This window comes from Micromonospora sp. KC207, assembly GCF_004348615.1.
Lineage (GTDB): Bacteria > Actinomycetota > Actinomycetes > Mycobacteriales > Micromonosporaceae > Micromonospora.
This window is the reverse complement of the sequence record NZ_SMKJ01000045.1, coordinates 17,222-30,908: the sequence shown is the minus strand read 5'-3', so window position 1 is coordinate 30,908 and position 13,687 is coordinate 17,222. Positions and strand designations below refer to the sequence as shown.

Below are 13,687 nucleotides of genomic sequence, written 5' to 3'. Positions count from 1 at the left end.
GCGCAGCGCCGCGCGGTCCGGCTTGCCGTTGCCGAGCCGGGGCAGCTCGGCCACCGGGTGCACCCGAACGGCCCGCGCCGGCAGGCCGGCCGCCGCGGCGGCGAGCCGCCGCACCCGCTGCACGTCGGGACCGCCGGTTGCCGCCACGACCAGCTCGCGGTCCGTGCCGACGCAGCACGCGGCGACCCCTCGCGCGGCAAGCTGCTCCTCGACGCGCGCCAGGTCGACACGCAGCCCGAAGACCTTGGCGAGCCCGCCGACCCGCCCCACGATCTCGTAGAGGCCGTCGGGGGCCCGGCGGGCCACGTCGCCGGTGCGCAACTCCTCGACGGCGCGGCCGAGGGCCAGGTCGGCCGGGGTCCGCGCGTAGCCGAGCATCACGTTGGGGCCGGTGTAGACCAGCTCGCCCGTGTCCGGCTCCGGCCGGTCGGGCAGCGGGCGCAGCCGGAACGACCCGCCGGGGATGGGCACGCCGATCGCCTCGGGCCGGGTCGCGGCCAGGTGCGGCGGCAGGTACGCCATTCGCGCGGTGGCCTCGGTCTGGCCGTACATGACGAACAGGTCGAAGCCCCGGCGTCGGCCGAGCGCCGCGTACCGGGTCACCCGGTCGGGGTCGAGTCGGCCCCCGGCCTGGGTGACGTAGCGCAGGTGGGGCAGGTGCATCTCGGCGAAGCCGACCCGGTCCAGCAGCTCGAAGGTGTACGGCACGCCGGCCAGGGCGGTGCCCCGGGCGGCGCGGAACAGCTCCCAGAAGTCCCGGTCGGCCACCGATCGGTTGGTGAGGACCAGCGCGGCGCCGCGCAGCAAATGGCTGTTGACCACCGACAGGCCGTAGCAGTAGTGCATCGGCAGGGTGGTGGCCGCCCGGTCGGTGTGCCGCACGCGCAGGTAGGCGGCGATCGCCTCGGCGTTGGCCTGGAGGTTGGCCCGGGACAGCCGGACCAGCTTCGGCGACCCGGTCGAGCCGGAGGTGCTCAGCAGCAGCGCCAGCTCGGGGTGCAGCTCGTGCCGGCTGGCCGGCCGTCGCTCGTCGACCGTGAGGGCCCCGTGGACCCGGCGCAGCACCACGTCCGGGTCGTACGCCCGCTCCAGGGCGGCCGTCGCCGCGTCGTTGTCGCCGGGTGCCAGCAACAGCGGGTGCCCGGCGGTCAGCGCGGCGAGATACGCGACCAGCTCGTCGACCCGGTTGGCGCCGGCGAGCAGCACCAGCCGTCGGGCGGTGCCGAGGTGGGCAGCCAGCTCGGCGACCCGGTCGGCCAGCTCCCGGTAGCTGAGCCGGCCGTCGGCGGTGAGTACCGCCGGGCGGTCGCCGTGGCTGCCCAGGGCGGCGGCGAAGGGCACCGGCTCGACGCCGGGGAGGACACACATGGCGGCTAGGTTAGGGCAGCCAATCCTCAGTGAGACGCGGGGGAGGTGGACATCACTCCTGGCCACAGCGGAGATGGATTTGCCTCACGACTCGCAGGTAAGGTAATCCTTGCCTGTGCAGAAGCGTCTGAGCGTCGTACTGGCCACCGCCCTGGCGGGTCTCCTCTCCCTGACCGCCTGCGGCGGCGACGAGGGTGACCCGGGCAAACCGGGCGACAAGCGGCTGACCATCTACAGCGGTCGCAGCGAGAGCCTGGTGAAGCCGGTGTTGGAGAAGTTCGAGAAGTCCTCTGGCGTCACCGTCGACGTCCGCTATGGCACCACCGCCCAGATGGCGGCCCAGCTGCTCGAAGAGGGCGACCGCAGCCCCGCCGACGTCTTCTTCGCCCAGGACGCCGGCGCGCTCGGCGCGGTCACCAAGGCCGGCCTGTTCGCCGTCCTGCCGCAGGACCTGCTCGACCGGGTGCCGGCCGCGTACCGGGCCACCGGCGGCCAGTGGGTCGGCGTCAGCGGCCGGTCCCGGGTGCTGGCCTACAACGCCGACCAGGTGACGAAGGACCAGCTACCGGCGTCGGTGTTCGAGCTGACCGACCCGAAGTGGAAGGGCCGGGTCGGCGTCGCCCCGACCAACGGCTCGTTCCAGGCGTTCGTCACCGCCCTGCGGGTGCAGCACGGCGACGCGAAGGCCAGGGAGTTCCTGACCGGGCTGAAGGCCAACGAGCCGCAGATCCGCGAGGGCAACGTGCAGATCGTCGCCGACATCGACGCCGGCAAGCTCGCGGCCGGTCTGGTCAACCACTACTACGTCTACGAGCTGGCCAAGGAGCGCGGCGGCGACGCGTCCGCCCTCAAGGCCCGGCTGCACTTCTTCCCCGACGGCGACACCGGCGGGCTGGTCAACGCCGCCGGGGTCGGCGTGCTCACCCGCGCCGGCACCGATCCCGACGCCCGGGCGCTGGTCGACTACCTGCTCGGTACCGAGGCGCAGACCCACTTCGCCACCCAGACGTTCGAGTACCCGCTGACCGCCAATGTGTCGGCCGTGCCGGGCCTGCCGCAGCTCGCCGACCTCGACGCCCCGAAGATCGACCTGAACGACCTCGACACGCTCGACGTCACCGTCAACATGATCAAGGAAGCTGGGCTGGCCTGAACGGCGTCCGCACCGTCGACCGCCAGGCCCCCGCCGAGGCCCGGCGGTCGACGCGCCGCGTCCTGCTCCGGCCGGGGCTGGCCGCCGCGTCGGCCGCCGCCGTCGCGGTCGCCCTGCTGCCCCTGGTCTACCTCGCCGTGCGGGCTGGCGAGGCGGGCGGCGACCGGATCGCCGCCGAGCTGTTCACCGCCCGGGTCGCCATGCTCGCCGGGCGAAGCCTGGCTCTGGCCGCCGTGGTCACCGCCGCCTGCGTCGTCCTCGGCGTCGCGGCCGCGTTCCTGGTCGCCCGCACCGACCTGCCGGGCCGTCGCGCCCTCGGCGTCGTCGCGGCGCTGCCGCTGGCAGTGCCCACGTATGTCGCCGGGTTCGCCTGGACCGCCACGGTGGACGGCTTCGAGGGCTTCTGGGCGGCGGCGCTGCTGCTGACCGTCTGTTCCTACCCGTACGTGTACCTGCCGGCCGTCGCCGCGCTGCGCCGGGCCGACCCCGGGCAGGAGGAGGTGTCCCGCTCGCTGGGCCGGGGCCCGTGGGCGACCCTGGTCGGGGTGACACTGCGCCAGATCCGGCCCGCCGTGGCCGCCGGCGCGCTGCTGGTCGCCCTGTACGTCCTGTCCGACTTCGGCGCGGTGTCGATCGTGCGGGTGGACACCTTCACCCGGGCCATCTTCACCGCGTTCAACCTGGGCTTCGACCGTACCGGGGCGCTGGTGCTCTCCACCGTGCTGGTCGTGCTCACCGTGCTGTTGATCGGCGCGGAGCTGGGCACCCGCACCCGCGACGCCCGGTACGCCAGCACGGTCGTGCGTCCGCCCGCGCGGCTGGCGCTTCGCCGCTTGCGGTGGCCGGCCCTGTCCGCCCTGCTCGCGGTCGACGCGCTGGCCCTCGGCGTGCCGGCGTTCGGGCTGGCCCGCTGGCTCGGCGCGGGGGTGTCCCGCCCCGGCTCCCTCGCCGAGGTCGCGGCCGCCGCCGGCGGGTCGCTGTCGGTGTCACTGGCGGGCGCGGCGTTCACCATGCTGCTCGCCCTCCCGGTGGGGCTGCTCGCCGCCCGCGCGCCCGGCCCGGTGACCACCGTGCTGGAGCGGCTGACCTACGTCGCGCACGCCCTGCCCGGCGTGGTGATCGGGCTGTCCCTGGTGTTCTTCGCCGTCAACGTGGCGTACCCGCTCTACCAGAGCAGGTGGCTGCTGGCGCTGGCGTACGCGACGCTGTTCCTGCCGCTGGCCGTCGGGGCGGTGGCATCCGCCGCCGCGCAGAGCCCGCCCGCCGTGGAGGAGGCCGCGCGGTCGCTGGGCCGGGGCCCGTTCGCCGTGTTCCGCACGGTCACCCTGCCGCTGACCCTGCCCGGGATCGGCGCCGGGGCGGCCCTGACGTTCCTCACCTGCATGAAGGAACTGCCAGCCACGCTGCTGCTGCGCCCGACCGGAATGGACACCCTGGCCACCGAGCTGTGGACGCACACCTCGACCGCCGCGTACGCCGCCGCCGCGCCGTACGCGGCGCTGCTCGTCGCGCTTGCCGCCGTGCCGACCTGGCTGCTCGCGGCGCGCACCGGACTGACCGATGCCGGCCCGACCGCCCCCGGAGGCACCCGATGACCGAGACGATGCTGGCCGTTGCCGGGCTGACCAAGTCGTACCAGACGGTGTCCGCTTTGGCCGGCGTCGACCTCGACGTGCGGCGGGGCGCGCTACTGGCCGTGCTGGGCCCGTCCGGCTGCGGCAAGACCACCCTGCTGCGCTGCGTCGCCGGGTTCGAGCGGGCCGACTCCGGCGGCATCACCGTCGCCGGCCGACCGGTCGCCGCCGACCGGGTGCACGTGCCGCCGCACCGTCGCCGGGTCGCCGTCGTACCCCAGGAGGGGGCGCTGTTCCCGCACCTGTCCGTGGCCGACAACGTCGGCTACGGGCTGGACCGGGCGGCCCGCCGCACCGGCCGCGTCGAGGAGGTCCTCGCCCTGGTCGGGCTCGACGGCTACGGCCCCCGGATGCCGCATCAGCTCTCCGGCGGCCAGCAGCAGCGGGTCGCGGTGGCCCGCGCGCTCGCGCCCCGGCCGCCGCTGGTGCTGCTCGACGAGCCGTTCAGCGCCCTCGACGCGCGGTTGCGTGGCGAGCTGCGCGCCGACGTGCGGCAGGCGCTGCGGGCCGACGGGGCGACGGCCGTCCTGGTCACCCACGACCAGGGCGAGGCGCTGTCCATGGCCGACGCGGTCGCCGTCATGGACGCCGGGCGCATCGTCCAGTGCGGACCGCCCGCCGAGGTCTACCGGGACCCGGCGACGCCCTGGGTGGCCCGGTTCGTGGGCGACGCCGTGCTGCTGCCGGCCACCGTCGACGACGCGGTCGCCCTGACCCCGCTGGGCCGGCTGCCGCTGCGTGGCGCGGCGACCGGCGGCGCGGCGACGGTGCTCATCCGGCCGGAGCAGATCCGCCTCGCCGCCACCGGCGGGCCGCTGGCCACCGTGGTCCGGCAGGACTTCCACGGTCACGACGCGCTGACCACGCTGCGGCTCGACGACGGCACTGTGCTCACCGCGCGGACCCTGGACGAGGGGTCCGCGCTCGCCGCCGGCGCGCAGGTCGCGGTCACGGTGCGCGGCGAGGTCCGGGCGTACGCCGGATAGCCGGACAGGTCCCAGGTGCGCGCGGCGTCGGCGTTGTAGGTCTGCCGGCCCGGATTGTGCGAGCTCATCAGCGAACGGCGTCGGCGGTGGCCAGGGCGGCCCAGCGGCGGCGATGTCCATCGTGGCGTTGACCGCCAGGTGCACCGGCCAACCGTCGTCGTCGAGCGGGCCCGTCCCGGCCGAGTACGACGGCACCACGATCGCCGTGCCGTCGGCGTCGGTGACGGTGAGGACGTCGGCGAAGAACTCGGCGGCCTCCGTCAGCCACCCGGCCAGCTCGCCGAGCGGCTCCCCGGTCACCAGGTGGTGTTCGTACAGGGGGTGCGGCAGCCAGTCCGCGCCGGACAGCCAGGCCGGGGCAGCAGGTGGGCCAGCCGGGGCGGCTGGGCGTCGTGGGTGCCGTTGGGCAGCACGAAGTGGTGGTGGTTGACGATGACGCGCTCGGCGTACGGGTCTCCGAGCACCATGATTCCGTACCCGCCGTTGCCGGACAGGAAGGCGTCCTCCCACCCGGCGGCGGGCGAGTCGTCCCAGACGCGGTGGGCGGACGCGGGCAGGTCAACTCTCACCGACGAACCCCCGGGCGGCGGCCGTGCTGTCGCGGATCGTCAGCCGGGGTTCGAGCAGGGTGGCGTCCGGCACCGGCTCGCCGTGCACCTTGCGCATCAGCAGCGACACCGCCTGCTGGCCGACCTCCTCCGCCGGCACGGGCACCGAGGTGAGCCGGGGGCTGGCCTGCTCGGCGAACTGGTCGGGGCAGATGCCGACCACCGACACGTCCTCAGGCACCCGCCGGCCGAGGGTGGGCAGCGTGGCCAGCACGGGCCCGACCGCCGACTCGTTCTGCACGATCAGCCCCGACAGGTCCGGCCACCGGTCCAGCAGCTCGACCAGTTCGCGGCGCACGGCTGCCGTGCCCTCCTCGCAGGGCCGGACCACGGTGTCGACGCCGAGCCGCGCGGCGGCGTCGACGATGCCGTTGCGGGTCCGGTGCGCGAAGCCGGTGCCCCGGTCGTAGACGGCGGCCGGGGGGCCCAGCAGGGCGATCCGCCGGTGGCCCAGCCCGGCCAAATGCTCGACGCAGAGCGCGCCGGCACGGTGGAAGTCGAGGTCGACACAGGTCAGGCCGGTGGGGTCGGAGGGGAAGCCGATCAGCACACTGGGCCGGCCCAGCTCCCGCAGCAGCGGCACCCGCGAGTCGTGCATCTCCACGTCCATCAGCAGCAGGCCGTCCACCATGGCGCTGGCCGCGATGCGGCGCAGCCCCGCCGGCCCCTCGTCGGAGGTGACCAGCAGCACGTCGTGTTCGACGGTGCGCGCGGTGGTCACCACCGCCATGGCGAACTGCATCACCACAGGCACCTGCATCCCGGAGCGCAGCGGCAGCACCAGCGCGACGACGTTGGCCCGCCGGCTGGCCAGGGCGCGCGCGCCGGCGTTCGGGTGGTAGCCGAGCATCCGGATGCTGGCCAGCACCCGGATGCGGGTGACCTCGGAGATCGCCCGTTTGCCGCTGAGCACGTACGACACGGTGCTGACCGCGACCCCGGCGTGCCGGGCGACGTCGGAGATGGTGACCAGGTCGGGTGACTTCGCGGGCCGCGCCGCCGCTGGCAGGCGCGTGCCGTGGTCACCGGGACCGGCCGGCACCCGTGGCCTCCCTGGCCGGCGCGTCGGCGGACGCCGTCCTGACGGTGAGCGTGCCGACGAGTCGGATGTCGGTGGCGGACCGGCCGACCAGCACGCTGTGCGCGGCGTCCTCGACCACGCGGGCGCCACGGGACTCGTCCCACCAGCCCAGGTCGGCGGCGCGCAGCCGCAGCCGCACCACCTCGCGCTCACCCGGAGCGAGGGTGACCCGCGCGAAGCCCCGGAGCTGGCGTAGGGGCTGCTTGACCCGGGAGCGCCGCTGCCGGGTGTAGAGCTGCACCACTTCCTCCCCCGCGCGGGCACCGCTGTTGGTCACCTCGACGCGCACCTCGACCTCCCCGTCGGGGGTCACCGACGCCGCGCTGAGCCGTAGGTCAGCGTAATCGAAGCGGGTGTAGCCGAGCCCGTGGCCGAGGGGGTACAGGGGGTCACCCCGGTAGTACAGGTACGTGGCGTCGGCGTCGATGATGTCGTAGTCGAGCAGGTCGGGCAGCTCGGCGGCGTCGGCGTACCAGGTCTGGGTGAGCCGTCCGCCCGGTTCGGCGTCGCCGAGGAGCACCGCGGCCAGCGCCGCCCCGTGCTCCTGGCCGCCGTGCGCCGACCACAGCACCGCCGGCAGGTGGGCCTCGGCCCACCCGATCGCGTACGGGTAGCTGCTGGTCAGCGCGAGGACGGTGTGGGGGTTGGCGGCGTACGCGGCGCGCAGCAGCGCCTCCTGCCCGGCCGGCAGCGCCAGGTCTTCCCGGTCCTCGGTTTCCCGCCCGTTGATCATCGGGTGGTTGCCGAGCGCCACCACCACCACGTCGGCGTCGGCGGCCAGGGCAGCCGCTTCGGCCGCGCCGTCGGTGATCAGCTCCACGGCGAACACGGTGGCCAGGTCCGGCCCGGCGGCGTCGACGCGGAGCTGCCCGTCCGGGCCGGCGGTGACGTACCGGTCGGTGGCGAGGTGGTGCAGCAGCACGGTGCCGTCGGGGCCGGGCCGGAACCGGAACGTCTCCCGGACCACCCAGCCGCCTGGTTGGGCGCGGTCGTTGACCAGGGCGCCGTCGTCGTCGGCCCCGACGTGCCGGCCGTTGGCGACGGCGCGCAGCGCCACCGTGTCCGCGCCCCAGTCGAAAACGTCGAGCCAGGTGTCGTCGGTGGCGGCGGTCGCGTCGAGGGTGAGCGGGCCGCCGTCGGCGTCGGTCGCGCAGCGGACGTAGCGGTCTTTGGCGCGCAACGCGATCCGGTCGGCGCCGTTGTGGCTGGTGACGGTGTCGACCCGCGCGGCCAGGGCGTCGAGGGTGCTGACCGCGTACGGCAGGGTGCCGCTGTACCAGTCGGTGTACACCGCGTCGGCGAGCGGGCCCAGCACGGCGACCCGCAGCCCCGGGCGCGGGGCCAGAGGTAGCAGGCCGTCGTTGCGCAGCAGCACGACGGCCTGCCGGGCGGCCTCGCGGGCCAGTTCCCGGTGTGCCGGGCAGTCGACGACGTCCGGGGCCGCGTCGGCCCACGGGTCCTCGTGCGCCGGGTCGAGGTCGCCGAGGCGGAGCCGGACGTTGAGGATCCGCCGGACCGCCCGGTCGACGTGGGCGGTGGTGATCAGGCCGCGCTCCAGGGCCTCGCCGATCCGGTTGGCGGTCAGCGCGCTGTTCGTGTCGTCCTCGGTGAAGTTGTCGATCCCGGCGCGCAGGGCGGCGGCGAAGCCGCTGACGTGGTCGCGCTCGCGACCCTGCACCCCGGCGATGTTGGTGGCCGCCCCGGCGTCGCCGACGACCATGATGTCGTCGGTGGCCATTGGACGCAGCTCGCCCTCGATCAACGGGCTCAGGTGCGCCGGGACCCCGTTGACCAGGTTGTACGAGGCCATCACGGCCACCGCCGCGCCGGCCGCCAGCGGCGCGCGGAACGCCGGCAACTCGTACTCGTGCAGCACCCGAGGTGACAGGTTGCTGGAGGTGGTGGCACGGTCGGTCTCGTTGTTGTAGCCCAGGAAGTGCTTGAGCGTCGGCGCGGTCCGCAGCCGGTCGGGGTGGTCGCCGCGCAGACCCCGGGCGTACGCGGTGGCGAGGTGCCCCGTGAGCCACGGGTCCTCGGACCAGCCCTCCTCGTTGCGTCCCCAGCGGGGGTCGCGCAGCGGGTTGACCACCGGCGCCCAGACGTTCAGGCCGACCCGCTCGGGGTCGGCATTGTGCTTGGCGCGCACCTCGTCGCCGACGGCGGCGCCGACCGACCGCACCAGCTCGGCGTTCCAGCTGCTGGCCAGCCCGATCGCCTGTGGGAAGACCGTGGCCGTGCCGAGCCAGGCCACCCCGTGCAGCGCCTCGGTGCCGGTGCGGAACGGCGGCAGCCCCAGCCGGGCGACCGGGGCCTGCCATTGGTGCAGCAGTCCGATCTTTTCCGGCAGGGTGAGGCGGGTCAGCAGGTCGTCGACGCGGGCGGCGGGGGACGGGCCGGGCGTCCGGCCGGTGCTGTCGGTCATGGTGGATCGGTTACCTTCCATGGGCTAGCCGCACTGCCCAGGCGGGAGGTCGAAGCGCTTCGACGACCGCCGTGACGGTTGGCATCGCGGAGGTGGTGGTGTGCGGCTGTCGACCCGGACGCGGTGAAGCGCTTCGACAACCGGCGAAGAACCAGGCCGCCCCGACTGCCCGGACGGGACGGCTGCTCCGAGGTTGGCACCACCGGGCCGATGCGGTCAAGGGCTGACGGCCACGGGTTCAGACGTCAGCGGGCGGGCAGCCGACCACTCTCGACGGTGGCCAGGGCTGCCGTGGCGCCGCCGAGCGCGGCGGCCGTAACCCCCAGCGTGGACGCCTCCAGCCGGCACCCGCCGGCCTCCGGCGTCAGCGTCCGGGCTGCCAGCTCCGTCCGGGCCGTCGGCAGCAGCCACGGCCCCAACGTCGCGAGGTGACTCCCGACCAGCACCACCTCGGGGTTGAGCAGGTCGGCCAGCACGGCGACCGCGCGGCCGAGGTGGCGGCCGGTCTCGGCCAGCCCGGCCCGTACGGTCGGGTCGTCCTGCCCGGCCAGGGCCTTCAGCCGGTCGAGTTCCGGAAGGAAGTCGGTTACCGGGCCGTCCTCGGCGGCGTCGGGCAGCAGCCGACGCACGACGGCGGGCAGCCCGACCAGCGCCTCGAGGCAGCCGGACCGCCCGCAGGCGCAGGCGGGGCCGGCCGGGTCGAGGCACAGGTGCCCGATCTCGCCGGCGAAGCCCCGCTTGCCGCGCAGCAGCCGGCCGTCGGCGATCACCCCGACGCCGATTCCCGCGCCGCCGGTGAGGTGGACCAGGTCGGTGGCGCCGGCCTGCGCGCCGTGCCGCTGCTCGGCCAGGGCGGCGAGGTTCGCCTCGTTGTCGACGGTGACCGTGAAGTCCACATCACGCAGCGCGGCGCGAAGCTGGGCGGCGAGGGGGACGTCGCGCCAGCCGAGCGCGGGGGCCAGGGGCACGCAGCCGACCGCGTCGACCAGGCCCGGCACCCCGACGGTCAGGCCGAGCAGGATCCGCCCGTCGCCGGTGACCCGGGCGGTGGCCCGGCGGACCAGGGCGGCGAGGGCGCGTACCGTCTCGGTGGGCGTCGCCGCCGCCGCGGCGAAGGCGCGGCGCCAGGTGAGCAGCCGGTTGCCGCCGAGGTCGACGGCGACCGCCACCAGCTCGTCGGCGCCGATCTGGAGCCCGAGGGCGGCGTACGGCTCGCCGTCGAGGACGAGCATGGTGGCCGGGCGGCCGACCCGGTGCTCGGTCAGCCCGGTCTCGCGCACCAGCCGGCGCTCGATCAGCTCGGTGACGAGGCTGGAGACGGTGGCCTTGTTGAGCCCGGTGCGTGCCGCGATGTCGGCCCGGGAGCAGGGGGCGTGCACCCGGACGTGTCGCAGCACCACGGCCCGGTTGGCGACCCGGACGTCGCCGAGGTCCGTCGGCTGCGGGTCGTTCTGCCTGCTGATCAAGATCTGCCCGCTCCCTGCGCTGCCGGTGCGCGATCCCCCGGTCGGTCCGCGCGTCCATCATCGCGCACCCCGGCACCCCACCGGCCGCCGCGCGCCTCGTCGCCCTGCGGCCGCCGCTCCCTTGTGGGCTGGATCACCGTCGATTAGTTTATTCGGCTAGTAACCCAACTAATCCTAGCCGGGCGCTCGTGCTCCGCAAGCCCCGCGTGTCAGATGAAGGGAACGCCGTGAAGCCGTCCCTGCCAGGCGTATCCACCGATCGCCGGACCCTGCTGCGTCTCGCCGGTCTCGGCGCCGCCGCCACGATGGGGGGCACCACCCTCGCCGGATGCAGCAAGGAGGCCGGTAGCAAGGGCGCCGCCACCAAGGCCGACGCGGTCCGAGCCGTCCTGCCCAACTACAAGCCGGCCGAGGTCCTCAAGCCGGACATCCCGGGGGAGGGGCCGATCCCGGACGGCTACCTCAGCTACCCCCGCGAGCTCGTCGACGCGGTCACCGAGCAGCCCGGCAAGGGCGGCGCGGCGATCCGCACGATGAGCCCCTGGTGGGGACCGACCCCGCCCACGCTGGGCAGCAACTCCTATCTGGCCGCGATCAACACCAAGCTGGGCGTCGAGATCAACCCGAGCCTGCAGGACGGCACCACGTTCGCCGACAAGCTCAACGCCATGCTCGGCGCCCGCGACGTGCCCGACCTGCTCATGGTCCCCAACTGGGAGGTCGACAAGGTCGCCCGGTTCTCCGACGCGGTGAAGGCCCTCTTCGAGGACCTCACCGACCACCTCAAGGGCGACGCCGCTGCGAAGTACCCGTACCTGGCCGCGCTGCCCACCGGCTCCTGGGAGTACTCGGTCTGGGGCGGCCGGCTGGCCGCCGTGCCGTATCCCACCGACGGCCCGTTCGCCTGGGCCCTGTTCCACCGCAAGGACCTGTTCGACAAGGCCGGCCTGGCCGCGCCGACCTCCCCCGAGGAGCTGTACGAGCTGGGCAGGAAGGCCACCGATCCGGGCAAGGGCGTGTGGGCCTTCGGCTCCATCTTCGACATGGTCCAGCAGTCCTACGGCTGCCAGCATACTTGGCGCAAGAAGCCCGACGGCGGCCTGGAGCACAAGTTCGAGAACCCCGCCTTCAAGGCCGCGCTGGAGTTCACGGCGAAGCTGTTCAAAGAGGGCCTCGTCCACCCCGACACCGTGGCCAGCAAGGGCGCCGACGAGAAGCAGTTGTTCAAGGCCGGCAAGATCCTGATGTTCCAGGACGGGCTCGGCGCGTGGCAGGGCATGCAGGGTGAGCAGTCCAAGGTGCTGCCGAGCTTCAACATGCAGCCGCTGCCGATGTTCGGCACCGCCGGCGCCCCGCCGGTCATCTGGGGCAGCGAGAAGCCGATCTTCTTCACCTTCGTCAAGAAGGGCATCGGCGCCGACCGAATCGACGAGCTGCTGCGGGTGCTCAACTGGTGCTCCGCGCCGTTCGGCAGCCGCGAGTTCGAGCTGCGCGAGTACGGGGTGGAGGGCAAGCACTTCACCCGCGCGGCCGACGGCAGCCCGATCCCCACCGAGCTGGGCCGCAAGGAGCTGGGCGGCCAGTACAACTTCTGCCGGGCCGCGGTCAAGGTGCGCAGCGGCGACACCCCGGACTACGTCCCGCAGTACCTGGACTACCTCAAGAAGCACATCGGCATGCTGGAGAAGGATCTCTTCGCCGGGATCAAGCTGGAGCTGCCGGCCAACTGGTCGAAGATCATCCAGCCGACGGACGACAAGATCCGTGACATCCTGCGCGGTCGTCGCCCGATCAGCGACCTCGACCAGGTGACGAAGGAGTTCCTCGCCTCCGGCGGCGAAGAGGGGCGCGCCTTCCACGAGAAGGCGCTCGCCGACAACGGCCGATGAGCGGCCCGGGCACCGCCAGCGCGGTCGACGCGCCGGCGGCGGCCGGGCAGGCCCCGCCGCAGACGCGCAAGCCCCGGGGCGCCGGTCGGCGTCGGCCCCGGGCGAGCCTGGGCGCGCGCCTGCGCCGGGACTGGCCGCTGCTGGCGATGACCGCGCCGGCCGCCGCGCTGCTGCTGGTCTTCCACTACCTGCCGACCCTCGGCAACGTCATCGCCTTCCAGGACTACAACCCGTTCGTCGGCGACGATCCGGTGGAGGCGTTCCTCTACAGCGAGTGGATCGGCTTCGGCAACTTCGAGGCGCTCTTCGCCGACCCGCTGTTCTGGGACGCGGTGCGCAACACCCTCACCATCACCGCGTTCCAGCTCGTGTTCTTCTTCCCCCTGCCGATCATGCTGGCGATCCTGCTCAACAGCCTGGTCTCCGGGCGGGTGCGGGGCTTCGTGCAGAGCGTCGTCTACCTGCCGCACTTCTTCAGCTGGGTGCTGGTGGTCACGTTCTTCGTGCAGATGCTCGGCGGGGCCGGGCTGCTCGCCCAGGAGATGCGCGAGGCCGGCCTGCAACCGTGGAACATCATGACCAACCCGGACACGTTCATCGTGCTGGTCACCGCCGAGTCGGTGTGGAAGGACATCGGCTGGGGCGCGATCGTCTTCCTGGCCGCGTTGGCCGCGATCGATTCCAACCTGTACGAGGCGGCGGCGGCCGACGGCGCCGGGCGGTGGCGGCGACTGTGGCACATCACGCTGCCCGGACTGCGGCCGGTGATCGTGCTGCTGCTCATCATGCGGCTGGGCGACGCGCTCTCGGTCGGCTTCGAGCAGTTCATCCTGCAACGGGAGGCGGTCGGCCGGGACGCCGCGGAGGTCCTCGACACCTTCGTCTACTACCAGGCCATCGCCACCCAGCAGTGGGGCCTGGGCGCCGCGGCCGGGCTGTTCAAGGCGATGGTGGGCCTGATCCTCATCCTCGCGGCCAACAAGCTCGCGCACCGGCTCGGCGAGCAGGGGGTGTACTCGAAATCGTGACATCCGCCCCCGCCGAAGGGCAGGGGATTCCAGTGGTCGCCCGCTGGGTTTC

The 13,687-nt window shown here is 73.9% G+C and carries 10 protein-coding genes; 5 read left to right on the top strand and 5 right to left on the bottom strand.

The window, feature by feature from the left end; genetic code table 11:
- On the bottom strand, positions 1-1,368 hold a 1,368-nt coding region (locus E1258_RS08490; RefSeq protein ID WP_165949686.1), incomplete at its 3' end, for an AMP-binding protein.
- A gap of 109 nt (positions 1,369-1,477) precedes the next feature.
- Here E1258_RS08490 and E1258_RS08485 point away from each other — a divergent pair.
- The 3 genes from E1258_RS08485 (at position 1,478) to E1258_RS08475 (ending at position 5,141) form a co-directional block, all read left to right on the top strand.
- A complete protein-coding gene (locus E1258_RS08485) occupies positions 1,478-2,521 on the top strand; it encodes an iron ABC transporter substrate-binding protein (protein ID WP_132398431.1) in 1,044 nt (347 codons plus the stop codon).
- A 62-nt stretch (positions 2,522-2,583) separates the two neighbouring features.
- Complete coding sequence (locus E1258_RS08480) at positions 2,584-4,116, top strand: ABC transporter permease (protein WP_371688585.1); 1,533 nt, start codon at positions 2,584-2,586, stop codon at positions 4,114-4,116.
- Positions 4,113-5,141 carry an ABC transporter ATP-binding protein gene (locus tag E1258_RS08475; RefSeq protein ID WP_132398429.1) on the top strand — a complete coding sequence of 343 codons (1,029 nt, stop codon included), beginning with the start codon at positions 4,113-4,115 and terminating at the stop codon, positions 5,139-5,141. Before E1258_RS08480 ends, E1258_RS08475 begins: the two co-directional genes overlap by 4 nt.
- 296 nt (positions 5,142-5,437) lie before the next feature.
- Here E1258_RS08475 and E1258_RS08465 read toward each other — a convergent pair whose 3' ends face one another.
- From E1258_RS08465 to E1258_RS08450, 4 genes are all read right to left on the bottom strand, one after another.
- The gene (locus tag E1258_RS08465) at positions 5,438-5,710 is read right to left on the bottom strand and encodes a glycoside hydrolase N-terminal domain-containing protein (protein ID WP_207919474.1); all 273 of its coding nucleotides are present in this window, start codon (positions 5,708-5,710) and stop codon (positions 5,438-5,440) included.
- Positions 5,700-6,722, bottom strand: a complete 1,023-nt coding sequence (locus E1258_RS08460) for a LacI family DNA-binding transcriptional regulator (protein WP_132398435.1) — start codon at positions 6,720-6,722, stop codon at positions 5,700-5,702. Before E1258_RS08460 ends, E1258_RS08465 begins: the two co-directional genes overlap by 11 nt.
- Before the next feature lie 49 nt (positions 6,723-6,771).
- Positions 6,772-9,252 (bottom strand): glycoside hydrolase family 3 C-terminal domain-containing protein, encoded by a 2,481-nt coding sequence (locus tag E1258_RS08455; RefSeq protein WP_132398427.1) that lies wholly within the window; start codon positions 9,250-9,252, stop codon positions 6,772-6,774.
- A 245-nt stretch (positions 9,253-9,497) separates the two neighbouring features.
- Entirely contained in the window at positions 9,498-10,718 is a 1,221-nt protein-coding gene (locus E1258_RS08450; protein WP_132398425.1) for an ROK family transcriptional regulator, read from the bottom strand.
- A 227-nt stretch (positions 10,719-10,945) separates the two neighbouring features.
- Between E1258_RS08450 and E1258_RS08445 the strand changes: the two genes are divergently transcribed.
- Positions 10,946-12,607, top strand: coding sequence for an extracellular solute-binding protein (locus E1258_RS08445; RefSeq protein ID WP_132398423.1), 1,662 nt, complete (start codon positions 10,946-10,948; stop codon positions 12,605-12,607).
- The gene (locus E1258_RS08440; RefSeq protein WP_007071201.1) at positions 12,604-13,635 is read left to right on the top strand and encodes a sugar ABC transporter permease; all 1,032 of its coding nucleotides are present in this window, start codon (positions 12,604-12,606) and stop codon (positions 13,633-13,635) included. Before E1258_RS08445 ends, E1258_RS08440 begins: the two co-directional genes overlap by 4 nt.
- The last annotated feature ends 52 nt before the right edge of the window (positions 13,636-13,687 follow it).